Origin of the sequence: Streptomyces hiroshimensis, from assembly GCF_014650335.1 — a bacterium.
Lineage (GTDB): Bacteria > Actinomycetota > Actinomycetes > Streptomycetales > Streptomycetaceae > Streptomyces > Streptomyces hiroshimensis.
Genome location: NZ_BMUT01000012.1, coordinates 142337 through 163997, shown reverse-complemented (window position 1 = coordinate 163997; position 21661 = coordinate 142337). Strand labels below are relative to the sequence as shown.

General features: G+C 72.6%; 19 protein-coding genes and 1 pseudogene. 16 read left to right on the top strand and 4 right to left on the bottom strand.

Annotated elements, in window-relative coordinates; translation table 11 throughout:
- Positions 1 to 53 precede the first annotated feature (53 nt).
- Positions 54 to 1124, bottom strand: a complete 1071-nt coding sequence (locus IE241_RS25895; RefSeq protein WP_229899805.1) for a LacI family DNA-binding transcriptional regulator — start codon at positions 1122 to 1124, stop codon at positions 54 to 56.
- 121 nt (positions 1125 to 1245) lie between these two features.
- Between IE241_RS25895 and IE241_RS25890 the strand changes: the two genes are divergently transcribed.
- The 12 genes from IE241_RS25890 to IE241_RS25835 all read left to right on the top strand — a co-directional run bounded on the left by IE241_RS25890 (position 1246) and on the right by IE241_RS25835 (position 13589).
- Positions 1246 to 2505: an MFS transporter gene (locus IE241_RS25890; RefSeq protein WP_190024235.1), complete on the top strand. Its 1260-nt coding sequence runs from the start codon at positions 1246 to 1248 to the stop codon at positions 2503 to 2505.
- Positions 2506 to 2514: 9 nt separating this feature from the next.
- Positions 2515 to 3876 (top strand): Pup--protein ligase, encoded by a 1362-nt coding sequence (gene pafA, locus IE241_RS25885; protein WP_168094223.1) that lies wholly within the window; start codon positions 2515 to 2517, stop codon positions 3874 to 3876.
- A 137-nt stretch (positions 3877 to 4013) separates the two neighbouring features.
- Positions 4014 to 4982, top strand: a complete 969-nt coding sequence (locus IE241_RS25880) for an FKBP-type peptidyl-prolyl cis-trans isomerase (RefSeq protein WP_229899803.1) — start codon at positions 4014 to 4016, stop codon at positions 4980 to 4982.
- A 64-nt stretch (positions 4983 to 5046) separates the two neighbouring features.
- A complete protein-coding gene (locus IE241_RS25875) occupies positions 5047 to 5421 on the top strand; it encodes an FKBP-type peptidyl-prolyl cis-trans isomerase (RefSeq protein ID WP_190024233.1) in 375 nt (124 codons plus the stop codon).
- A 119-nt stretch (positions 5422 to 5540) separates the two neighbouring features.
- Complete coding sequence (locus tag IE241_RS25870) at positions 5541 to 6566, top strand: helix-turn-helix transcriptional regulator (protein WP_190024232.1); 1026 nt, start codon at positions 5541 to 5543, stop codon at positions 6564 to 6566.
- Positions 6567 to 6626: 60 nt separating this feature from the next.
- Positions 6627 to 7589, top strand: coding sequence for a helix-turn-helix transcriptional regulator (locus tag IE241_RS25865; protein ID WP_190024231.1), 963 nt, complete (start codon positions 6627 to 6629; stop codon positions 7587 to 7589).
- Positions 7590 to 7600: 11 nt separating this feature from the next.
- The gene (locus IE241_RS25860) at positions 7601 to 7840 is read left to right on the top strand and encodes a hypothetical protein (RefSeq protein WP_190024230.1); all 240 of its coding nucleotides are present in this window, start codon (positions 7601 to 7603) and stop codon (positions 7838 to 7840) included.
- A gap of 104 nt (positions 7841 to 7944) precedes the next feature.
- Positions 7945 to 8160, top strand: coding sequence for a hypothetical protein (locus IE241_RS25855; protein ID WP_190024229.1), 216 nt, complete (start codon positions 7945 to 7947; stop codon positions 8158 to 8160).
- Positions 8161 to 8388: 228 nt separating this feature from the next.
- A complete protein-coding gene (gene tatA, locus IE241_RS25850) occupies positions 8389 to 8664 on the top strand; it encodes a Sec-independent protein translocase subunit TatA (RefSeq protein WP_190024228.1) in 276 nt (91 codons plus the stop codon).
- 146 nt (positions 8665 to 8810) lie between these two features.
- A complete protein-coding gene (tatC, locus tag IE241_RS25845) occupies positions 8811 to 9701 on the top strand; it encodes a twin-arginine translocase subunit TatC (RefSeq protein ID WP_190024355.1) in 891 nt (296 codons plus the stop codon).
- A gap of 107 nt (positions 9702 to 9808) precedes the next feature.
- Positions 9809 to 10714, top strand: a complete 906-nt coding sequence (locus tag IE241_RS25840; protein ID WP_190024227.1) for a diacylglycerol kinase — start codon at positions 9809 to 9811, stop codon at positions 10712 to 10714.
- Between the two features lie 46 nt (positions 10715 to 10760).
- Positions 10761 to 13589 carry a DEAD/DEAH box helicase gene (locus tag IE241_RS25835; RefSeq protein ID WP_190024226.1) on the top strand — a complete coding sequence of 943 codons (2829 nt, stop codon included), beginning with the start codon at positions 10761 to 10763 and terminating at the stop codon, positions 13587 to 13589.
- Between the two features lie 54 nt (positions 13590 to 13643).
- Here IE241_RS25835 and IE241_RS25830 read toward each other — a convergent pair whose 3' ends face one another.
- Together IE241_RS25830 and IE241_RS25825 are read right to left on the bottom strand one after the other, a co-directional pair.
- Positions 13644 to 14492, bottom strand: coding sequence for a siderophore-interacting protein (locus IE241_RS25830; RefSeq protein ID WP_190024225.1), 849 nt, complete (start codon positions 14490 to 14492; stop codon positions 13644 to 13646).
- Positions 14493 to 14547: 55 nt separating this feature from the next.
- Positions 14548 to 15453: a 5'-3' exonuclease gene (locus IE241_RS25825; RefSeq protein WP_190024354.1), complete on the bottom strand. Its 906-nt coding sequence runs from the start codon at positions 15451 to 15453 to the stop codon at positions 14548 to 14550.
- A gap of 246 nt (positions 15454 to 15699) precedes the next feature.
- Here IE241_RS25825 and IE241_RS25820 point away from each other — a divergent pair, with 246 nt between their 5' ends.
- From IE241_RS25820 to IE241_RS25810, 3 genes and pseudogenes are all read left to right on the top strand, one after another.
- Positions 15700 to 16839 (top strand): quaternary amine ABC transporter ATP-binding protein, encoded by a 1140-nt coding sequence (locus tag IE241_RS25820; protein ID WP_190024353.1) that lies wholly within the window; start codon positions 15700 to 15702, stop codon positions 16837 to 16839.
- Positions 16832 to 18628 (top strand): annotated as a pseudogene (locus IE241_RS25815) (ABC transporter permease/substrate binding protein); the annotation flags it as partial. The gene IE241_RS25820 and the pseudogene IE241_RS25815, both read left to right, overlap by 8 nt.
- Before the next feature lie 31 nt (positions 18629 to 18659).
- Entirely contained in the window at positions 18660 to 19412 is a 753-nt protein-coding gene (locus IE241_RS25810) for a helical backbone metal receptor (RefSeq protein WP_190024223.1), read from the top strand.
- Here IE241_RS25810 and IE241_RS25805 read toward each other — a convergent pair.
- Complete coding sequence (locus IE241_RS25805) at positions 19339 to 20475, bottom strand: TDT family transporter (RefSeq protein WP_190024222.1); 1137 nt, start codon at positions 20473 to 20475, stop codon at positions 19339 to 19341. The two genes, IE241_RS25810 and IE241_RS25805, sit on opposite strands and share 74 nt — an antisense overlap.
- A gap of 70 nt (positions 20476 to 20545) precedes the next feature.
- Here IE241_RS25805 and IE241_RS25800 point away from each other — a divergent pair, with 70 nt between their 5' ends.
- Complete coding sequence (locus tag IE241_RS25800) at positions 20546 to 21478, top strand: LysR family transcriptional regulator (RefSeq protein WP_190024221.1); 933 nt, start codon at positions 20546 to 20548, stop codon at positions 21476 to 21478.
- Positions 21479 to 21661: the final 183 nt, after the last annotated feature.

Sequence of the window (21661 nt, the reverse complement as noted above, 5' to 3'; positions counted from 1 at the left end):
GTCGGGTCATCCCGGCGGGGCGCACGGCTTTCGCCGTCCGGAGGACGCGGGCGCTAGGGGCGGGCGTAGGCCGTGGTGCCGCGGGTGACGAGCCGGACCGGGAGGGCCTCGGGGGCCGGCGGCCGCCCGTCGAGGACGGCCACGAGGGCACGCATGCCGGCCTCGCCGACGGCCTCGGCCGGCAGCTGCACGGTGGTGAGCTCCGGCTCGACGGCCGTGGCGAGGGCCAGGTCGGTGAAGCCGGTGACGGAGAGGTCGGTGGGCACCTGCAGGCCCAGCCGGCGGGCGGCCTTGCACGCGCCCGCGGCGAGGACGTCGTCGTCGCAGATGATCGCGGTGGGGCGGTGGCCGGGCTCGGCCAGGGCCTTCTCGGTGGCGCGCAGCCCGTCGGCGACGGTGAGGGGCGCCCGCTCCGTCCGCAGCGTCACGCCGGCCGCCTCGCGCAAGGCGCCGGCGAGGGCGTCGGCGCGGACCCGGAAGGTCCAGGTGTCGATGTCCGAGGCGAGGTGGAGGAAGCGCCGGTGCCCGAGGCCCAGCAGGTGCTCCGCGACCTGGCGCATGCCGTCGGCGATGTCGGGGTTGACGGTGGCGGAGGCGCCTTCGTGGCCCGGGTCGCTGTCGAGCATGACGAGCGGGAGGCCGCCGCCCCGGATGGCGCCGACGGCCTCGGCGGCCATCGAGGAGGCGAGGACGCCGTCGAGGGTGGAGCTGGCGGAGGCGAACGGGTCGGGGGCCGGGCCGGTGCCCTCGGGGGAGAGGTAGAGGACGACGCCGAGGCCGTGCTCGCGGGCCACGCGGACGACTCCGGTGTGGACCCGGGCGAAGAATTCGTTGGTGAGCGCCGGGACGACGAGGAGGACCGTGCGGGTGCGCCCGAGGCGGAGGTCGCGGGCGGCGAGGTTGGGGCGGTAGCCCAGGCTCCGGGCGGCGGAGCGGACGGCCTCGGCGGTGCGCTCGGAGACCCGCCCGCGCCACTTCTCGCCCATCACGAGGGAGACCGTGGCCTGCGAGACGCCTGCGGCCCGGGCGACGTCGCGGCTGGTGGCACGGGCTCCGGCGCGGGGGCCGCGGGCCGTGGGCCACCGCTCGTCGCGGCGCTGCCCGGTCTCTTCACCGCTGGTCACTGTCGGTGCCTCCCCTATGCCCCAGCCTGCGGCGGTTGGACCCGCGGGCTGCGGCCATGATACGTATGACGCTTCTAGTTATACGTAAAACCCGAGGCTCGGGGAAGAGAGGAAGTCACCGATGGCGGCCGGCTACGGCGAAATGCTCAGAACGCGGCACGCCGCACGCCTGCTCACAGGCACGCTGGTGGGTCGCCTGCCGAACGCCACGGCCGCGCTCGCGATCCCGCTCTTCGTCCTCGCGGAGGGCGGCAGCTTCGCATTCGCCGGAGCGCTGTCCGCCGTCTACGGTGTGGCGAACGCCGTCGGCCAGCCCCTGCTGGGCCGGGCCGTCGACCTCTACGGCCAGCCCCGCGTCATGCTTCCCTCGGCCCTGATGGCCGCGCTCGGCATGGCGGTCTTCGCCGTCACCGGCCCGGAGCCGGCCTTCCTAGCGTACGCGGCCATGGTGGTGTCCGGATTCTTCACCCCGCCGCTGGAGGGCGGCCTGCGGGCGCTGTGGCCCTCGGTCCTCAAGAGCGAGGAGCGGATTCACGCCGCGTACTCCCTGGACGCCATCGCCCAGGAGCTGATGTACGTCGTCGGCCCGCTGATCATCTCCGGCATGGTCGCCGTGTGGTCCCCGGCCGCAGCACTGTTCGTGATCAACGCCCTCGGCGCCCTGGGCGCGCTCGCCGTCGTCACCTCGCGGCCCTCGCGGGAGTGGCGCAGTGCGCCGCGCGAGGCGCACTGGCTGGGCGCGCTGCGCTCGCCCGGGCTGCGCGTCGTCCTCGGCACGTTCTTCTTCATCGGCACCGCGCTGGGCTCGATCGCCGTGGCGGCGATCGCCTACGGCAAGGACGCCGGGAACGACGCCACCGCCGGGTACATCCTCTCCGCGATCGGCGTGGGCGCCCTCATCGGCGGCACGGTCTACGGCCACCGCCAGTGGCCGGGCACGCCGGAGCAGCGCCTGCGGCTGCTCGTGGCCGGTCTCGCGGTCTGCTACCTGCCGCTGCTGCTGGTCCCGGGCACCGTGATGATGACGGTGCTCGCCGGTGTGGCCGGTCTCTTCCTGGCGCCGTGTCTGGCCTGTGCCTTCGTCGTCGTGGACCGGCACGCGCCGCGCGGTACGGTCACGGAGGCCTTCTCCTGGCTGGTGACCTCCTTCGGCGTGGGCGCCGCCATCGGCTCCGGCGTGGTCGGCCCGGCGGTCCAGAGCGGCGGTGCACGGGCGGGGTACCTGGTCGCCGTGGGCGGCGGCGCGGCGGCGCTGCTCGTCATGGTGGCGGCCCGCCGGTGGCTGCAGGCCCCCGCGACCCCGTCGCCCGTCGTGGCCCGGTCGGAAAATGATCGGAACGGTGCGGTCGAACCCGGTTTCAGCGCAGGGCATCAGGCGTAATGTTCAGGCATGGACCGCCGCATTTTCGGGCTGGAGAACGAGTACGGCGTCACGTGCACCTTCAGGGGACAGCGCCGGCTGTCGCCTGACGAAGTGGCGCGCTACCTCTTCCGCCGTGTCGTTTCCTGGGGCCGCAGCAGCAATGTCTTCCTGCGCAACGGAGCGCGTCTCTACCTGGATGTGGGCTCGCACCCCGAATATGCAACGCCGGAGTGCGACAGCGTGGTCGAGCTGGTCACCCACGACAAGGCCGGAGAGCGCATTCTCGAGGGCCTGCTCGTCGATGCCGAGCGGCGCCTGCACGAGGAGGGGATCGCGGGCGACGTCTATCTCTTCAAGAACAACACCGACTCCGCCGGGAACTCCTACGGCTGCCACGAGAACTATCTCGTCGCGCGGCACGGGGAGTTCTCGCGTCTTGCGGACATCCTCATCCCCTTCCTGGTGACGCGGCAGCTGCTGTGCGGGGCGGGGAAGGTCCTGCAGACGCCCCGCGGCGCGGTCTACTGCGTCAGCCAGCGCGCGGAGCACATCTGGGAGGGCGTCAGCTCGGCGACCACCCGCTCCCGCCCGATCATCAACACCCGTGACGAGCCGCACGCCGACGCCGAGCGCTACCGCCGCCTGCACGTCATCGTCGGCGACTCCAACATGTCCGAGACGACGATGCTGCTGAAGGTCGGCGCGACGGATCTGGTGCTGCGCATGATCGAGGCGGGCACGGTCATGCGCGACCTCACGCTGGAGAATCCCATCCGGGCCATCCGCGAGGTCAGCCACGACATCACGGGCCGGCGGAAGGTCCGGCTCGCGAGCGGGCGCGAGGCCTCCGCCCTGGAGGTCCAGCAGGAGTACTACGAGAAGGCCGTGGACTTCTGCGAGCGCCGCGGCATCCGCACGGGCACGGTGGAGCGCGTCCTGGAGCTGTGGGGCCGCACCCTGGAGGCCGTCCGGGACGAGGACCTGGACCGTATCTCCACGGAGATCGACTGGGTGATGAAGTACCAGCTCATCGAGCAGTACCGGGCGAAGAACAACATCACCATGTCGCACCCGAGGGTCGCGCAGATAGACCTCGCGTACCACGACATCCACCGCCGCCGCGGGCTGTACTACCTGCTGGAGAAGCGCGGCCGGGCGGCCCGGGTGTGCAACGACCTCAAGATCTTCGAGGGCAAGTCCGTGCCCCCGCAGACGACGCGGGCCCGGCTGCGGGGCGACTTCATCCGCCGCGCACAGGAGCAGCGGCGCGACTTCACGGTCGACTGGGTGCACCTGAAGCTCAATGACCAGGCGCAGCGGACGGTGCTGTGCAAGGACCCCTTCCGGTCCGTGGACGACCGGGTGGAGAAGCTGATCGCCGGGATGTGAGCGGGTGGGGCTGCGCCGGGCCGTGGGGCCCGGCGCAGTGCCGTGTCGGGCAGGGTTGATCGCACAGGATCAGGCCGTAGAGTGGCGGGCACTGCTCAGCCACCCCCCTAGCCCGAGTTGGACTGATGAACCTCACGATGAACACGCGTCGCCTGGCCGCGGCGCTTGCCGTGCCTGTCCTGCTGTTCTCCGCCGCCGCGTGCGGTGACGGCAAAGGCTCGTCCGAGGCGAAGGTCTCGGTGAAGGGGGACTTCGGCCAGAAGCCCGAGATCTCCGTGGAGAAGGATGCGAAGCCGGGCGGCGAGCTCACCGTCAAGACGCTGTCGGAGGGCAAGGGCGACAAGGTCGAGAAGGGCACGTTCGTGCGGCTCGACTTCGCGGTGCAGAGCATGAAGGACGACAAGCCGCTGGGAGGTTCCTGGTCGAGCCAGGGGCAGATCCCGGGCAACAAGGACGTGCGCCGCCAGGACGTCTTCGCCGCGGGTCAGCCGGGCCAGCAGGTGCCCGCGAAGGTGGCGGACGCCGTGATCGGCCAGCGGGCCGGCAGCCGGGTCGAGGTCGTGGGCACGGTGAAGGACACCATCGGCGAGCAGGTCAACCCGCAGCTGGGCCTGGACCCCGAGGACGGCCTGGTCTGGGTCGTCGACGTCGTCGGCGGCCAGAAGGTCGACCCGAAGAGCGAGGTCAAGGGCGACCAGGCGAAGCCGGACGAGGGCATGCCCGAGGTGAAGGTGCTGCCGCAGAAGGCCGCGGAGATCACGATCCCCAAGGACACCAAGGCGCCCTCCGACCTCAAGGAGCAGGTGCTGATCAAGGGCACCGGCCCGGAGATCAAGGCGGGCGAGGGGCTGATCGCCCAGTACACCGGCGTGAAGTGGGAGGACGGCAAGAAGTTCGACTCCTCCTGGGACCACTCGGGCGCGACGAGCTTCCAGATCGGCACGGGCTCCGTCGTCCAGGGCTGGGACAAGGGCCTGGTCGGCAAGCACGTCGGGGACCGGGTCGAGCTGGTGATCCCGCCGAAGCTGGGTTACGAGGGCCAGACCGGCAACGGCCTGGAGAAGAACACGCTGGTCTTCGTCGTGGACATCGTGGGCAAGGTCTGATTTCCGATCGGGATCTGCCAGACTTGCACGGTTGTCTACAAGATTCTTTCGTAGGAGCACTTTCGTGAGCATCGACAAGCCCGAGATCGACTTCCCCGAGGGCCCGGTGCCCTCTGACCTGGAGATCACCGAGATCTGGGAGGGCGACGGCGCCGTCGCCAAGGCCGGCGACTTCGTCAAGGTCCACTACGTGGGCGTGGCCTTCTCCACCGGCGAGGAGTTCGACGCGAGCTGGAACCGTGGCAACCCGCTGGAGTTCAAGCTGGGCGCCGGCCAGGTCATCGAGGGCTGGGACAAGGGCATCCAGGGCATGAAGGTCGGTGGCCGCCGCAAGCTGGTCATCCCCGCCCACCTCGGCTACGGCGACCGTGGCGCCGGTGGCGGCGTGATCGCCCCGGGCGAGACGCTGATCTTCGTCTGCGACCTGATCGCGGTCTGACGCCGACCTGTCGGCGGGCCGAGGGTCCATGTCCCCCAGGGGCATGGGCCCTCGGCTTTTGCGCAGGAAGACCGGAGCGGTACGGTCAACGGTTGAGAGCACAAGTAGAGAGGGCGTCGATGGCGATTGCCAAGGCCGAGCGGCTGATGAACCTGGCGCTGTGCCTGCTGGGGACGCGCCGTCCGCTCAGCAAGCGGGAGCTGCGGGGGTCCATCGAGGCTTACCTCGAAGCCTTTGGCCCGGGAAGCGGTGTCGCCTCCGGGTCGGGGCCCGGTGCGGCCTCCGGGGCCCCGGACAACGCCACGGGCAGCGATGACGCCTTCAACCGCATGTTCGAGCGCGACAAGGACGACCTGCGCGAGCTCGGCCTGATCATCGAGACGGTGGAGAGCGTCGACGGCGAGACCGGCTATCTGGCCCGCCGCGACAGCAACCGCCTGCCCCCCGTCACGCTGGACGTCGAGGAGGCCGCCGCCTTGGGCCTGGCCGCCAGCGTCTGGCAGCAGGCCCGCCTGGCCGCCGCGGCCAGCGGCGCACTGCAGAAGCTGCGGGCCGCCGGAATGCCGCTCGCGGAAGAGGTCTACGGCAGCCACAGCGCCCTGGAGACGCGGATCCCGGTCCACGAGGCCGCCTTCGAGCCGCTGATGCTGGCCGCGCGCGACCGGCGCCCGGTGGTCTTCGACTACCGCAAGGCGAACTCGGCCCGCCCCGAGCAGCGGCACGTCGAGCCGTGGCAGCTGGAGTGCTGGCGCGGCCACTGGTACCTGGCGGGCTGGGACCGCGACCGCAAGGCGGAGCGCGTCTTCCGGCTGTCCCGGATCACCGGCAAGGTGCGCTCGCGGGGCATCCCCTTCACCGCGCCGGTGCCCGATCACGTGACGGTCCGCGAGACGGTCGAGCGCTGGGCCGGCGAGACGGCGACGGGCACGGCCCTGATCAAGGTGCGCGCGGACCACGGGTATCCGCTGCGGGCGCGGGCCCTGGCCACGCGCGAGCTGGGCGACGGCTGGGACGAGCTGGAGATCCCCTACGGGCACGGGCTGGACGCCTGGCTGGTGGAGTTCGGCCCGGACGTGGTGGTGCTGGAACCGGCGGAGCTGCGGGCCGAGGTGCTCGACCGGCTGCGCGCCGTGGCCAAGGGCTGAGACAGCGGATACGGGCCGAAGGGCCCGCGACGAGGGCTGAGAGGAACGGACCGACTTCTGATGGCCGGAAACGCCATTGATCAGACGCGGCGGATGCTGTCGCTGGTCACCTATCTGCGGGAGCGCCCCGGCGCCCGGGTCACCGACGTGGCGCGCGCCTTCGGGATCACCGAGGACGAGCTGATCGGCGACCTCGACGTCCTGCCGATGTGCGGCACCAGCTTCCGCGGCGGTGACCTGCTGGACATCGACACCGACGGCGACCGCATCTGGTGGCACAACCCGGACGCCTCGGGCAGCAGCACGGGCGAGCCGCTGCGGCTCGCCGCGGACGAGGCCACGGCCCTGCTGGTGGCCGCGCGCGCGGTGGCGACGCTGCCGGGCCTGCGCGAGAGCGACCGGCAGGCGCTGGTGCGGGCCACCGCGAAGATCGAGGCCGCGGCCGGCGAGGCCGCGGGCGCGAGCTCGCGGCTGTCGGTGACCTTCGAGTCCGAGGGCGGCGTCTTCGCCGACGTCGACCGGGCGATCGCCGAGCGCCGCCGCGTCTGGATCAAGTACTACTCGCCCGCGCGCGACGAGCTCACCGAGCGCGAGGTCGACCCCGTCCGGCTGTTCGTCGTGGGCCACACCTATATGGAGGCGTGGTGCCGGCTCTCGGAGGCGCGGCGCACCTTCCGCCTGGACCGGGTGGCCGAAATCAGGCTGCTCGACGAGCCCTCCGACCCGCCGCCGGTCGAGCTGCGCGACCTCTCCGAGGGGCTGGTGCAGCCGGCCGCGGAGGATCCGGAGGTCGTGATCGAGGTGGGCCCCGGCGGCCGCTGGGTCGCCGAGTACTACCCGCACGACAGCGCCGAGGAGCGGCCCGACGGCGGCCTGCGGATCACGCTGCGCACGCCGGACCCGGCCTCGCTGCGCCGGCTCGCGCTGCGGCTCGGCGGCGACGGGCGGATCGTCTCGCCGGCGGCGCTGGCGGTCAGTGCGCGGGACGCCGCCCGCGAGGCCCTTGCGGCGTACGGGGAGTGAGGGTGGACGCGATGGACGGGAGAGTGCCGGGAGCCGCGATGTTCAAGGCGGCCTGCCCCGACTGCCGCGGCCGTTTCGAGCTGGCCGCGAGCGCGCTGCGGCTGGCGATCGGCGGCAGCCGGCGGACCACCTTCTACTCCTTCACCTGCCCGGACTGCGGTTCCGCGGTGCGCAAGCCGGCGGGGGAGCGGATCGTCGAGCTGCTGACGGGCGGCGGGGTGCGTACGCTGCGGTTGCACTCGACGGTGTGAGCCCCGGCCCGCTGCCGGGCCCGGTGCGTACGAACACAGTCCGTACGAAACACTCCGATAAACAGCTGTTTTGAGCCATTCCGACATCCCGATAGGTTCGCCCCATGTTCTGGCCCATGCTCGCCGTCGCCCTCTCCTTCCTGGGGATCGCCGTCCTCGGGGTGCTGGCCGCCCGGGTGCTGGTCGAAGTGCGGCGGCTGGCGCGTCAGGTCTCGGAGAGCTCGCAGCGGATCAGCCGGGCCGCGGAGGACCTGGAGCGGGCCGCGACGCCGCTCGCCGCGGCGGGCGCACAGGCCGTGCACACTTTGCGCCAGGAATGAGCGGTTCTGACAACGTCGCTCCCGCTCTCTCCTGGGTTCACCGACCGGGCGGTACGCTGTTTCGGTGGCCCCGGCGACGAGGCGGGGGGTCGCATCCGGGAGTACGCAAGGGGATTGCCCAGCGTTTACCCCTGCGCGTTACGATCGCTGCCGTACGGCTGATGGACAAATGTCCGATCGGTCGGCAGTACCCCACCCCATGCCGCCTCGGTGAGAAGGTAAACGCAAATGTTCGGTAGGCTCGGCGCCCCCGAGATCATCCTCATTCTCGTCGTCATCGTCCTGCTGTTCGGTGCGAAGAAGCTCCCGGACATGGCGCGTTCCCTGGGCAAGTCCGCCCGCATCCTCAAGAGCGAGGCGAAGGCCATGAAGTCGGAGGGCCAGGACAACGCCTCCGCCCCGGCCGACCCGCCCGCCGGCCAGGCCCCGCGTACGATCAAGGCGGCTCCCGGCGATGTGGCCGGCGCGCGTCCGGTCACCGAGCCGAGCGACCGCTCCGCGTAGCACTGAGCAGCGCCGGACAGGCGCTGAGCAGCACTTTTTCAGGGACGATCGAGGCGGCCGCCCGCGGGGTGTCCGTCTGCCGCACGAGATAGGGACGTGGGTTGCCCAAGTCTGCCCGCAAGAAGGAGAAGGACCCCGAGGGGCGGATGCCGCTCGCGGAGCACCTGCGTGAGTTGCGCAACCGGCTGGCCAAGGCGGTCCTCGCGATCATCGTGGTCGCGATCGTCGCTGCCTTCTACCAGAAGCAGCTCACGGACTTCCTCTCGAGCCCCGTTCCCAAGTGCCCCGGGCGCGATCTCGCCCAGAGCCACGGCGGCAACTGCGCGATCGTCGTCTTCAACAGCCTGTCGTCGCCGTTCACGACGATCGTCAAGATCTGCCTCCTGGCGGGCGTGACGGTCTCCTCGCCGATCTGGCTCTACCAGCTGTGGGCGTTCCTCGCCCCCGGCCTGCACAAGAGCGAGAAGAAGTACACGATCGCCTTCGTGGCGACGGCGGCCCCGCTCTTCGTCGCGGGCGCCTGGCTGGCCTACGAGATCATGCCGATGAGCATGCGGGTGCTGCTCCAGATCACACCCGATTCCGCGGCCAACACCCTCAACCTCGACGACATCCTCGACTTCACCGTCCGGATGATCCTCGTCTTCGGCCTCGCCTTCGAGCTGCCCCTGCTCCTGGTGATGATGAACATCGCCGGCATGGTCACGGGCAAGACCATGGTCAAGTGGTGGCGCGGCGTCGTGATGGGCGTCTTCGTCTTCGGCGCGGTCGCGACCCCGAGCACCGACCCGTTCGGCATGTGCATCCTGGCGGTGCCGATCATCATCCTGTACTTCGGTGCGGTCGGCTTCTCGATGCTGAACGACAAGCGCCGTGCGCTGCGCAACCCCGACCGGCTGCTGTCGGACGACGAGGCGGCCCCCCTGGACCTGACCCCGCAGTCCACCGGCGACTCCGAGCCGATGCCGGCCCTGAGCGAGCGATCCGAGGACGGCCGCAGCCACGCGGCCCGCAACAGCTACGACGACGTGACGTGAGCTGAGGCGGCGCGCTCCGAGGAGCGCATCGTCCAGGCACCGCCGAGGGGCGGCCGCTGACACAGCGGCCGCCCCTCGGCGCATCCCGACCCGATAGGGTCCGGCGGGTGACCAGCGACATCACGCTCTTCGTCAACCCGACGGCAGGCCGCGGGCGCGGGGCGGCCGCCGCCCAGCCGGCCGCCCGGGCGCTGCGCGCCGCCGGGTTCTCCGTCCGCACCGTCCTCGGCGAGAACGCCGCCGACGCTCTGCGCCGGGCCCGCGAGGCCGTCGCGGGCGGCACCGGAGCGCTGATCGCCGTCGGCGGCGACGGCATGACCTCGCTGGCCCTCCAGGCCGTCGCCGGAACGCCCACCCCGCTCGGCGTGGTGGCCGTCGGCACCGGCAACGACTTCGCCCGCGAGGCCGGGCTGCCGGTCCGCGACCCCGCGGCGGCCGGCCGCCTCATCGCCGAGTCCCTCAAGGGCGACGGCGGCCGCCCTGTGGACCTCGGCCGGGCCGGCGGGACGTACTTCGCGACGGTGCTCGCCTCCGGCTTCGACTCGCGCGTCAACGACCGCGGCAACCGGATGCGCTTCCCCTCCGGCCGCCTGCGCTACGACCTGGCGATGATCGCCGAACTGGCCGCGCTGCGCCCCGTTGCGTACCGGATCCGGCTGGACGACGGCCCGGAGCAGGAGATCGAGGCGACCCTCGTCGCCGTCGGCAACAGCTCCTCCTACGGCGGGGGCATGCGCATCTGCGCGGGAGCCCGCATGGACGACGGGCTGTTCGACATCACCGTCGTCGGCCCGTGCAGCCGCTCCACCCTGCTGAAGGTCTTCCCCCGGGTCTACCGCGGCACCCACCTCGGCCACCCGAAGGTCACCGTGCACCGCGTCGCCAAGGTGTCACTGTCCGCAGCCGGGGTCACCGGCTGGGCGGACGGCGAGCCGCTCGGCCCGCTGCCGCTGGAAGCCGAGACCGTGCCCGGAGCCGTGCGCCTGCTCGGAGCTGCGGAAAAGGCTGCATAAAAGATCGGGTGCGCTGTCGGAGGTCACCGGTAGGCTCGTAGACAAGATGACCGACGACATGTCCCCTGCTGAGCGCTACGCCCTGTCACGGGTGCGCGCTGCCGAGCAGGCCACCGCGCTCGCACCGTTCCGCGAGATGTACGAATTCGAGCTGGACCCCTTCCAGATAGACGCCTGCAAGGCCCTGGAGGCCGGGAAGGGTGTCCTGGTCGCCGCGCCGACCGGTTCGGGCAAGACCATCGTGGGCGAGTTCGCCGTCCACCTGGCCCTCCTCCAGGGCCGCAAGTGCTTCTACACCACGCCCATCAAGGCGCTGTCGAACCAGAAGTACAGCGATCTCGTCAGGCGCTACGGCGCCGCCAAGGTCGGCCTGCTGACCGGCGACAACAGCATCAACGCCGATGCCCCGGTGCTCGTGATGACCACCGAGGTCCTGCGCAACATGCTCTATGCCAACTCCCAGGCCCTCACCGGCCTGGGCTACGTGGTCATGGACGAGGTGCACTACCTCTCCGACCGCTTCCGCGGCGCCGTCTGGGAGGAGGTCATCATCCACCTCCCGGAGTCGGTGACCCTCGTCTCCCTGTCGGCCACCGTCTCCAACGCCGAGGAGTTCGGCGACTGGCTGGACACCGTGCGCGGCGACACCGAGGTGATCGTCTCCGAGGAGCGGCCCGTCCCGCTGTGGCAGCACGTGCTCGCCGGCCGGCGGATGTACGACCTCTTCGAGGAGGAGACGGACCACGGCGGCCGCGGCGCCGCCCGGCGCGAGGTCAACCCCGACCTGCTGCGCATGGCCCGCATGGAGAACAGCCGCACCTACAACCCGCGCGAGCGCCGCCGCGGCAAGATGGTGCGCGAGGCCGACCGCGAGCGCGAGCGCCGCCAGCGCAGCCGGATCTGGACGCCCGGCCGCCCGGAGGTCATCGAGCGCCTCGACGCCGAGGGCCTGCTGCCCGCGATCACCTTCATCTTCAGCCGCGCGGGCTGCGAGGCCGCCGTCAACCAGTGCCTGTACGCCGGCCTGCGGCTCAACGACGACGCGGCGCGCGCGAAGGTCCGCGAGATCGTCGAGGAGCGCACGGCCGCCATCCCCGACGAGGACCTGCACGTCCTCGGCTACTTCGAGTGGCTGGAGGGCCTGGAGCGCGGCATCGCCGCCCACCACGCGGGCATGCTGCCGACCTTCAAGGAGGTCGTGGAGGAGCTCTTCGTCAAGGGCCTGGTCAAGGCCGTCTTCGCCACCGAGACGCTGGCCCTCGGCATCAACATGCCGGCCCGCACGGTGGTGCTGGAGAAGCTCGTCAAGTGGAACGGCGAGACCCACGCGGACATCACGCCCGGCGAGTACACCCAGCTGACCGGCCGCGCCGGGCGGCGCGGCATCGACGTCGAGGGGCACGCCGTCGTGCTGTGGCAGCGCGCCATGGACCCGGCCGCGCTCGCCGGTCTCGCGGGCACCCGCACGTATCCGCTGCGCTCCAGCTTCAAGCCGTCGTACAACATGGCGGTCAACCTCGTCTCGCAGTTCGGGCGGCACCGCTCGCGCGAGCTGCTGGAGACGTCGTTCGCGCAGTTCCAGGCCGACAAGTCGGTCGTCGGCATCTCCCGGCAGGTGCAGAAGAACGAGGAGGGCCTGGCGGGTTACCGCGAGGCCGTCACCTGCCACCTGGGCGACTTCGAGGAGTACGCCAGGCTGCGCCGTGAGCTGAAGGACCGTGAGACCGACCTGGCCAAGCAGGGCGCGGTGCAGCGCCGCGCCGCCGCGGCGACGGCCCTGGAGCGGCTCAAGCCCGGTGACGTCATCCACGTTCCCACCGGCAAGTACGCGGGCCTGGCCCTCGTGCTGGACCCCGGCCTGCCGCCCGCCCGCGCCGACCGCCACCGCGGCTTCGACGCCCACGACGGCCCGCGCCCGCTGGTGCTCACCGCCGAGCGGCAGGTCAAGCGCCTCGCCCCGATGGACTTCCCGGTGCCGGTGGAGGCGCTGGAGCGGATGCGGATCCCCAAGTCCTTCAACCCGCGCTCCCCGCAGTCGCGGCGCGACCTCGCCTCCGCGCTGCGCACCAAGGCGGGGCACATCGTGCCCGACCGGCACCGCAAGTCCCGCGCGGCGGGCGCCGACGACACCGAGATCGCCCGGCTGCGCGCGGCCCTGCGCGCGCACCCCTGCCACGGCTGCTCCGACCGCGAGGACCACGCCCGCTGGGCCGAGCGCTACCAGCGGCTGCTGCGGGACACCCGCCAGCTGGAGCGGCGCATCGAGGGGCGTACGAACACCATCGCCCGCACCTTCGACCGGATCTGCGCGCTCCTCACCGAGCTGGACTACCTGCGGGGGACCGAGGTCACCGAGAACGGCAGGCGGCTCGCGCGCCTCTACGGCGAGCTGGACCTGCTGGCCTCCGAGTGCCTGCGCGACGGCGTGTGGGAGGGGCTGAAGCCGGCCGAGCTCGCGGCGTGCGCCTCGGCGCTGGTCTTCGAGGCGCGCATGGCCGACGACGCGGCGCCCCCGAAGCTGCCCACGGGCCCGGCGAAGGAGGCCCTCGGCGAGATGGTGCGCATCTGGGGCCGGCTCGACGCCCTGGAGGAGCAGCACAAGATCAACCAGGCGGAGGGGGTCGGCCAGCGCGAGCCGGACCTCGGCTTCGCCTGGGCGGCGTACCGCTGGGCGTCCGGGCACGGGCTGGACGAGGTCCTGCGGGAGGTCGAGATGCCGGCCGGTGACTTCGTGCGGTGGTGCAAGCAGCTGATCGACGTACTGGGGCAGATCGCGGCTGCGGCGCCGCAGGACGGCAGTACGGTGGCGCGCAATGCGCGGCGTGCGGTGGACGGCTTGCTGCGGGGTGTCGTGGCGTACTCGTCGGTGGGCTGAGGCGCCCGGCGCCGACGGTCACAGCGTGGCCGTCGGCGCCGGCCCCGGCCAGGCCTACGCCGCAGCCGCACCTTCCTGTTCGACCTCGACCTGCTGGTTCCACTCGCGCTTGGACGCCTGCCAGCCGTCCTCGTCGTGGCCGCGGCGCCAGTAGCCCGACACCGACAGCCGCTCGCGCGGCACCTCCCGCTCCACGCGCAGGTACCGGCGCAGCTCCTTCACGAAGCCCGCTTCGCCGTGCACGAAGGCCTGGACGTCGGCGGACGGGAAGTCGAGCCCGCGGACGGCCGCGACCAGGGCCTCGCCGACGGGCGCGGCGCCGCGGTGCAGCCACGTGACCTCGACGCCCTCGGCCAGCTCCAGCTTCTGCTCGTCCTCCGGGCCGGGGATCTCGACGAAGGCGTGCACGCGCGCGCCGGCCGGGATCCGCTCCAGGGACGCGGCGATCGCCGGCAGCGCGCTCTCGTCGCCCGCCAGGAGGTGCCAGCCGGCGGCCGGGTCGGGGGAGTAGGCGCCGCCGGGGCCGCGGAAGATCACCTCGGCGCCCGGCCGGACCGAGGCCGCCCACGGGCCGGCCAGGCCCTCGTCGCCATGGACGACGAAGTCGATGGCCAGCTCGCGCGCCTCGCGGTCGAAGGAGCGCACCGTGTACGTACGGGTCTTCGGCCAGTGCTCGTGGGGCAGCTCCCGGCGGATGATCTCCATGTCGAACGACTCGGGGTAGGTGACACCGGGCACGGGGAAGAGGAGCTTCACGTAGTGGTCGGTGTGCTCGCCCGCGCCGAAGTCCGCGAGGCCCTCGCCGCCGAGCACCACGCGCACCATGTGCGGCGTGAGCCGCTCGGTGCGCACCACACGGGCCCGGTTGAGCTTCGGCCTCTGCCGGACGGGACGCTCTGCCATGGTGTCTCCCCTGATCCCCTGATCCTGAAAAGTTAGGTCTACCTAACCTAACAGCTCAGCTGCCGAGAACGTCCAGCAGGCGCTGCAGCGAGCCGCCGAGCCCCCACCGCCCGGCCAGGGCGTCGAGCGCCTGAGGGTCCCGCGGCCGCACCGGGAGCGCCGGATCGAACGGCGCCAGCGGGACGTCCGACGCCACCCGTACGACCTTCGGGGCCACCGCCAGATACGGCCCGGCCTCCGCCAGGCGCGTGCGCTGCACCGGGGTGAGCTTCGCCGCCGGGTCGTCCACGGCGGCCAGGATCCCCGCCAGGTCGCCGAAGGCGGCCAGCAGCTTCGCGGCCGTCTTCTCGCCGATGCCCGGCACCCCCGGGAGCCCGTCGCTGGGGTCGCCGCGGAGCAGCGCCAGGTCGGCGTACCCGGATCCGTCCACCCCGTACTTCTCGCGCAGCAGCGCTTCGTCGACCGCCTGCAGCGTGCCCACGCCCTTGACCGGATACAGCACCCGCACCCCGCGCCGGTCGTCCACCAGCTGGTAGAGGTCGCGGTCGCCCGTGACGATGTCGACCGGGCCCTCGGCGCGCCCCGCGAGCGTACCGATCACGTCATCGGCCTCGTACCCCGCGGCGCCGACCCGGGCGATGCCGATCGCGTCGAGCACGGCCTCGATCACCGGGACCTGCGGGGAGAGGGTGTCGGGCACCTCCTCCTCATCGGGCCCGGTCTCCGTCTCCTCGGCCACGCGGTGCGCCTTGTACGAGGGGATGAGCTCGACCCGCCAGTGGGGCCGCCAGTCGAAGTCCATGCAGGCCACCAGGTCGTCGGGGTGGTGGTCCTGGACGAGGCGGGCGATGAAGTCGAGCAGGCCGCGCACGGCGTTCACCGGGGTGCCGTCGGGGGCGCGGACGGAGTCGGGCACCCCGAAATAGGCGCGGAAGTACAGGGAAGCGGTGTCGAGGAGCATCAGGCGTCGCGTCACGGTCCGATCATGCCGCAGACCACTGACACCGCCCCCGCAGGCCCACCCCGCCGATGTGAACCGGGTCACTGTTCCGTTTGCCCGGATTGATCGGGGGCAGGCGCGGCACCGGAGCGGACCCCGTCCTCGGCACGTGTGCCGGAAGCGGGCACGCGGACCGATGCCGCACCGCTCCACGGCCCTGCCACAGGGGGAGGCAGGGCCGTCGTGAGTTCTACCCGAGAGGTGTATGTGTCCAGGCTCCAGGCCGAGCATCTGTACAAGGTGTTCGGGAGACGACCCGAAGCCGCCGTCCAACGGCTCGAAGGCGGCGCCGACCGCGACGAGCTGCGTGCCGACGGCACCACCGCAGCGGTCATCGACGCCTCGTTCGAGGTGGAGGCCGGCCAGATCTTCGTGGTGATGGGTCTGTCGGGATCCGGCAAGTCCACCCTCCTGCGGATGCTCAACGGCCTGCTGGAACCGACGGCCGGCCGCGTCCTCTTCGACGGGGAGGACCTGACCGCCCTGTCCCCGCGCGACCTGCGCACGGTGCGCTCCCGGAAGATCAGCATGGTCTTCCAGCACTTCGCGCTCTTCCCGCACCGCAGCGTGCTGGAGAACGCGGCCTACGGCCTGGAGGTGCAGGGCGTGGCGCGCGCGGAGCGCGAGAAGCGCGCCGCCGAGGCGCTGGAGCTCGCAGGCCTGGGGGGCTGGGAGACCTCCTGGCCCGACGAGCTCTCGGGCGGCATGCAGCAGCGCGTCGGGCTCGCCCGGGCGCTGGCCACCGATGCGGACCTGCTGCTGATGGACGAGTCCTTCAGCGCCCTCGACCCGCTGATCCGCCGCGACATGCAGGACCAGCTGCTGGACCTGCAGACGCGGCTGAAGAAGACCATCGTCTTCATCACCCACGACCTCAACGAGGCCATGCGCCTCGGCGACCGGATCGCCGTCATGCGCGACGGCCGGATCGTGCAGAACGGCACCGCGGAGGACATCCTCGTGCGCCCGGCCAACGACTACGTGGCCTCCTTCATCCAGGACGTCGACCGCAGCCGGGTGCTGACCGCCGGCTCGATCATGGACCGGACCGGCCGGGCCTCCGGCGCCGACGGGGCGGCCACCGTCCCCGCCGCGACGCCGCTCGCCGACCTGTTCGCCTCCTTCGCCCGCAGCGCCGCCCCCCTCACCGTCACCGACGAGCGGGGCGAGCCGGCCGGCGTCGTCACCCGCGACCTGCTGTTCGCCGCGCTCGGCGAGGAGCCGGGGGTGCCCGCCCCGCGCACCGGGGAGGCCCCGGAGACCGGCGAGATCGCCGAAGCCGGCGAGCCCGCGGAGGCCGCCACGCCTGCCCGCGCCGACGAGGCGGAGGTGAGCGCCCGTGCCTAGGATCCACTTCGGAAGCTGGGCCGAGAACGCCGTCAGCTGGCTGCAGACCCACCTGAGCTGGCTGTTCGACGTCATCAACACGGTCCTGACCGGTATGTACGACGGGGTGAACGCCGTCCTCGGCGCCCCCGATCCGCTGCTGATGGCCGGCATCCTGGCCGTCGTCGCCTGGTGGCTGCGCGGGCTGCTGCCCGCCGTGCTCACCTTCGCCGGCTTCGCCCTGGTCGACTCCTTCGGCCTGTGGGAGGCGGCGATGGCGACGCTGTCGCTCGTCCTCGTCGCGAGCCTGATCACGCTGCTGGTCGCCGTGCCGCTCGGCATCTGGGCGGCGCGCAGCAGCAAGGTCAGCGGTGTCCTGCGGCCCGCGCTGGACGTCATGCAGACGATGCCCGCCTTCGTCTACCTGATCCCCGGCGTCATGTTCTTCTCGATCGGGCCGATCCCCGGCCTGATCGCGACCGTCGTCTTCTCGATGCCGCCGGGCGTCCGGATGACCGAGCTGGGCATCCGGCAGGTCGACGGCGAGCTCGTCGAGGCCGCGACGGCCTTCGGCACCACGCCGCGCGACACCCTGACCCGGGTGCAGCTGCCGCTCGCCCTGCCCACGATCATGGCGGGCGTCAACCAGGTCATCATGCTGGCCCTGTCCATGGTCGTCATCGCCGGCATGGCGGGCGCGGGCGGCCTCGGCGAGGCCGTGTACGCGGCCGTCACCAAGGTCGACATCGGCGGCGGCGTCGAGAGCGGCCTGGCCGTCGTCGTCCTCGCCATCTACCTGGACCGGATGACCGGCGCCCTCAACCAGCGGGTCTCCCCGCTCGGCCGCCGCGCCGCCGCCAAGGCCGCCTCCGCCGCCCGCGGGTTCGCCTTCCTGCGCTACCGGCCCGGCACGGCCGTCGCCACCGTCGGCGTGGTCGTCCTCGCACTGGTCGCCGGCGGGATGAACCTCGCGCGCAGCGGCGACGACGGGCAGAACGTGGCCGCGGGCGCGAACGTGGGGCACGGCCGGGGCATCAAGCTCGGCTACTTCCCCTGGGACGAGGCCGTCGCCACCACCTACCTGTGGCAGAACATCCTTGAGGACCGCGGCTACAAGCCGGACGTCAAGCAGCTCGACCCGGGTCCGCTCTACACCGCGCTGGCGCAGGGTCAGATGGACCTGCAGTTCGACTCCTGGCTGCCGACGACCCACAAGCAGTACATGGACCGCTACCGCGACAAGCTCACCGACCTGGGCGCCTGGTACGGGCCCACGTCGCTGGAGCTGTCCGTGCCCGACTACGTCAAGGGCGTGGACTCGCTGGAGGACCTCAAGGGCAAGAGCGCCCAGTTCGGCGGGAAGATCGTCGGCATCGAGTCCAGCGCGGGCATGATGGGCACGCTCAACGACAAGGTCCTCAAGGAGTACGGACTGGACGGCGAGTACAAGGTCGTCTCCTCCTCCACCTCCTCGATGCTCGCCGACCTCGACCGGGCCATCAAGAAGAAGGAGCCCATCGTCACCACCCTGTGGTCGCCGCACTGGGCCTACGGCAAGCACCAGCTGAAGAAGCTCAAGGACCCCAAGGGCGCCTGGGGCAAGGGCGAGGAGATCCACGCCGTCGGCAAGAAGGACTTCGGCAAGGACTTCCCCGAGGTCACGGCCTGGATGAAGGACTTCAAGCTCTCCGAGAAGGACCTCGCCTCCCTGGAGGTCGAGATCCAGAACGGCGGGAAGGGCAAGGAGAAGGAGTCCGCCCGCCGCTGGCTGGACGCCCACCCGGGCCTGGCCGACAAGCTGGCGCCTGTCCGCCACTGACGAACAGACGTACGGTGGGGCGGTGGTCCCGCCCAGGAGCAGCCGCCCCGCCGTACGCCGCGTCGTCTCCCTCGTCCCCTCTTTGACGGAGGCCGTCGCCGCGACCGAGCCCGGGCTGCTCGCCGGCGCCACCGACTGGTGCGACCACCCGGCCGGCCTGGACGTCGTCCGGATCGGCGGCACGAAGAACCCCGACACGGCGCGCATCGCCGCCCTCGCGCCCGACCTCGTCCTCGCCAACGAGGAGGAGAACCGCGCCCCCGACCTCGGCGCGCTGCGCGCCGCCGGGCTGGAGGTGCTGGTCACCGAAGTACGTACGCTGCCCCAGGCGTTCGCCGAACTGGAGCGGGTCCTGGTGCGCGGCTGCGGGCTGGCCAGGCCCGCGTGGCTGGCCGACGCGGAGGACGCGTGGCGGGACGTACGGGCCGCCGGGCCGGCGGTACGGGCCGTGGTGCCGGTGTGGCGGCGGCCGTGGATGGTCCTCGGCCGGGACACCTTCGCCGGTGACGTCCTCGCCCGGCTCGGCGTCGCCAACGTCCACGCGGACCACCGCGAGCGCTATCCGCGGATCCCCCTGGACGAGCTGAACGCGTGCGGTGCGGAGCTGGCCGTCCTGCCCGACGAGCCCTACCGCTTCACGCACGACGACGGCCCGGAGTCCTTCCCCGGGCTGCCGTGCGCGCTCGTCAGCGGGCGTCACCTCACGTGGTACGGACCCTCACTGCGGGAAGCGGCTGAGGTGCTGGGCGCGGCGCTGCGAGCAGCCGGCCGCTGACCAGGCCGTGCGCGGTGCGGGCGGCCGCCACCGCCCAGGCCGTCACCAGCAGCGCGTACAGGCCCACCGACAGCCAGGTCAGGGCGTGCAGGCCGGTGTGGCGGGACAGGGCCGCGGCGCCGGTGACGCAGGTGCCTATGGGGAAGGTGAACGCCCACCAGGTCATCGCGAAGCCCATGCCCTGCCGGAACGCCCGCAGCACCATGGCCGCGGCCAGTACCAGCCACAGCAGTGCGAAGCCCATCACAGGAGTGCCGTACAGCACGGCGAACGGCGCCGCCGCGTGCGCGTACGGGGCGGGCAGCGCGCCCTGCGCGGCGTCGGCGAGGTTGCCGACCGCGGTGGTCGACTGGCCGAGCGGGCCCAGGACGAGGAAGAGGGCCGGGGTGAGCGCGAGCGGCAGCGGGCCGTGGTGGATCAGCCGGGCGAAGACCGCGGGCAGGATCAGCAGGGTCGCCAGCAGGCTCATCCCGAAGAGGGCGTAGCAGGCCAGCACCATCGCCGCCTGCCACTGGCCGGACGGCAGGTGCGGCACGAGGGCCGGGCCCAGCGCCGCGGAGACCATGGGTGCCACGACGGGCAGCAGCCAGACCGGGGAGGCCTGGCCCGGCTCTATCCGGTGCCGGGTCACCATCAGGTACGGGATGCCGGCCGCGGCGGCCAGCCCGGTCACGGTGCCGGCGGTCCACAGGACGGCGTCGGCGGCCACGGCGGCGCCCGTGCCGATCACCGCCGAACCCACGGAGAGGGTGGCCCCGCCGACCGCCAGCAGCGCCATCGCCGCGCAGCCGTAGAACGGTGCCACGGCCGGGTCGCCGAGGTGGCGCCGCGCCTGGTCGGGGTGGCGGGCCCAGTGCACGGCCCGCGCCACCAGCAGCACGGCCAGCGCCACCGCCGACAGCGCCCAGACCGCCTCGCACGCCCCGCGCAGGCCCGGCGGCCGTACGGGCAGCGCCGCGCCTGCGCTCGCGACGATCGCGGTGCCCATGACGGCGGCGTACCAGTTCGGGCCGAGCTGGCGGAGGGGGGAGGTGGTGCGGGGGGCTGTGCCGGAGGTGCTCATGCGTCCAGCGTCGGCCGCGGGGTCCCCTGCCACCAGGGGCTTTGTCTCTATGAGGGCATAAGCTGGATTTATGAGCAACGAGGACGGCGGCAGCCTGCGGGGCCCGCTCGCGCACCGCGTGCCCGACCTCGCGGCGCTGGAGCTGCTGCTGGCCGTGGCGCGGCTGGGCAGCCTGGGGCGGGCCGCGCGCGAGACGGGCATCACGCAGCCCGCCGCCAGCGGGCGGATCCGCAGCATGGAGCGGATGCTCGGCGTCGGCCTCGTCGAGCGCTCGCCGCGCGGGTCGCGGCTGACGGACGCCGGAGTGCTCGTCACCGACTGGGCACGGCGGATCGTGGAGGCCGCCGAGGCCTTCGACGCCGGGGCGCAGGCGCTGCGCGGGCAGCGGGACTCGCGGCTGCGGGTGGCCGCGAGCATGACCATCGCCGAGTACCTGCTGCCGGGCTGGCTGGTCGCCCTGCGCGCCCGGCGCCCCGGCACGGCGGTCACGCTGCTCGCCGGGAACTCGGCGGCCGTCGCGGAGCGGCTGCGGGCGGGCGAGGCGGACCTGGGCTTCGTCGAGGGCCTCGCCGCCCCGGCCGGGCTGGACGGCGCGGTCGTCGGCGGCGACCGGCTCGTGGTCGTCACGGCCCCGGCCCACCCCTGGGCCCGGCGCCGGGCCCCGATCGCCGCGGCGGAGCTGGCGGCCACCCCGCTGATCCTCCGTGAACGCGGCTCGGGCACGCGGCAGGTCCTGGACGCGGCCCTCGCCGCGTACGGGGGGCTCGCCGAGCCCCTGCTCGAACTGGCCTCCACGACGGCGGCGAAGGCCGCGGCGGTGGGCGGGGCGGGGCCGTCCGTGCTCAGCGAGCTGGCGATCGGGGAGGAACTGGCGTCCCGGCGCCTGGTCGAGATCCCCTTCGAGGATCTCGACCTGCACCGGTCCCTGCGCGCGGTCTGGCCCACGGGCCACCGCCCCACGGGCCCGGCGAGGGATCTCCTGAGCCTGACTCAGGGCCCCTAGCGGGGCCTCGCCGGGCAACCCCCTTCCGGCCGCAGCGGTGCGCCTGCCCGGACCGGTGCGGGCACCCCCTTCCGCCGCGGTGGCGAGCAACCACTGTCAAGGTGCCCGGCGGTGCCGCGCCTGCCTGAGGCACGTACGGCACCGCCGGTCTCCGCCGCGGGGGCTGGGCGCCGTCGCGGCGGA

What these genes read in the sequence shown, in the direction of transcription:
- IE241_RS25835 (WP_190024226.1), top strand. Translation starts at nt 10,761, where the DNA reads ATGACCGACGACATGTCCCCTGCTGAGCGCTACGCCCTGTCACGGGTG.
- pafA (WP_168094223.1), top strand. Translation starts at nt 2,515, where the DNA reads ATGGACCGCCGCATTTTCGGGCTGGAGAACGAGTACGGCGTCACGTGC.
- IE241_RS25870 (WP_190024232.1), top strand. Translation starts at nt 5,541, where the DNA reads ATGGCGATTGCCAAGGCCGAGCGGCTGATGAACCTGGCGCTGTGCCTG.
- IE241_RS25855 (WP_190024229.1), top strand. Translation starts at nt 7,945, where the DNA reads ATGTTCTGGCCCATGCTCGCCGTCGCCCTCTCCTTCCTGGGGATCGCC.
- IE241_RS25805 (WP_190024222.1), bottom strand. Translation starts at nt 20,475, where the DNA reads ATGAGCACCTCCGGCACAGCCCCCCGCACCACCTCCCCCCTCCGCCAG.
- IE241_RS25860 (WP_190024230.1), top strand. Translation starts at nt 7,601, where the DNA reads ATGGACGGGAGAGTGCCGGGAGCCGCGATGTTCAAGGCGGCCTGCCCC.
- IE241_RS25825 (WP_190024354.1), bottom strand. Translation starts at nt 15,453, where the DNA reads ATGCTCCTCGACACCGCTTCCCTGTACTTCCGCGCCTATTTCGGGGTG.
- tatC (WP_190024355.1), top strand. Translation starts at nt 8,811, where the DNA reads ATGCCGCTCGCGGAGCACCTGCGTGAGTTGCGCAACCGGCTGGCCAAG.
- IE241_RS25800 (WP_190024221.1), top strand. Translation starts at nt 20,546, where the DNA reads ATGAGCAACGAGGACGGCGGCAGCCTGCGGGGCCCGCTCGCGCACCGC.
- IE241_RS25865 (WP_190024231.1), top strand. Translation starts at nt 6,627, where the DNA reads ATGGCCGGAAACGCCATTGATCAGACGCGGCGGATGCTGTCGCTGGTC.
- tatA (WP_190024228.1), top strand. Translation starts at nt 8,389, where the DNA reads ATGTTCGGTAGGCTCGGCGCCCCCGAGATCATCCTCATTCTCGTCGTC.
- IE241_RS25880 (WP_229899803.1), top strand. Translation starts at nt 4,014, where the DNA reads ATGAACACGCGTCGCCTGGCCGCGGCGCTTGCCGTGCCTGTCCTGCTG.
- IE241_RS25890 (WP_190024235.1), top strand. Translation starts at nt 1,246, where the DNA reads ATGGCGGCCGGCTACGGCGAAATGCTCAGAACGCGGCACGCCGCACGC.
- IE241_RS25830 (WP_190024225.1), bottom strand. Translation starts at nt 14,492, where the DNA reads ATGGCAGAGCGTCCCGTCCGGCAGAGGCCGAAGCTCAACCGGGCCCGT.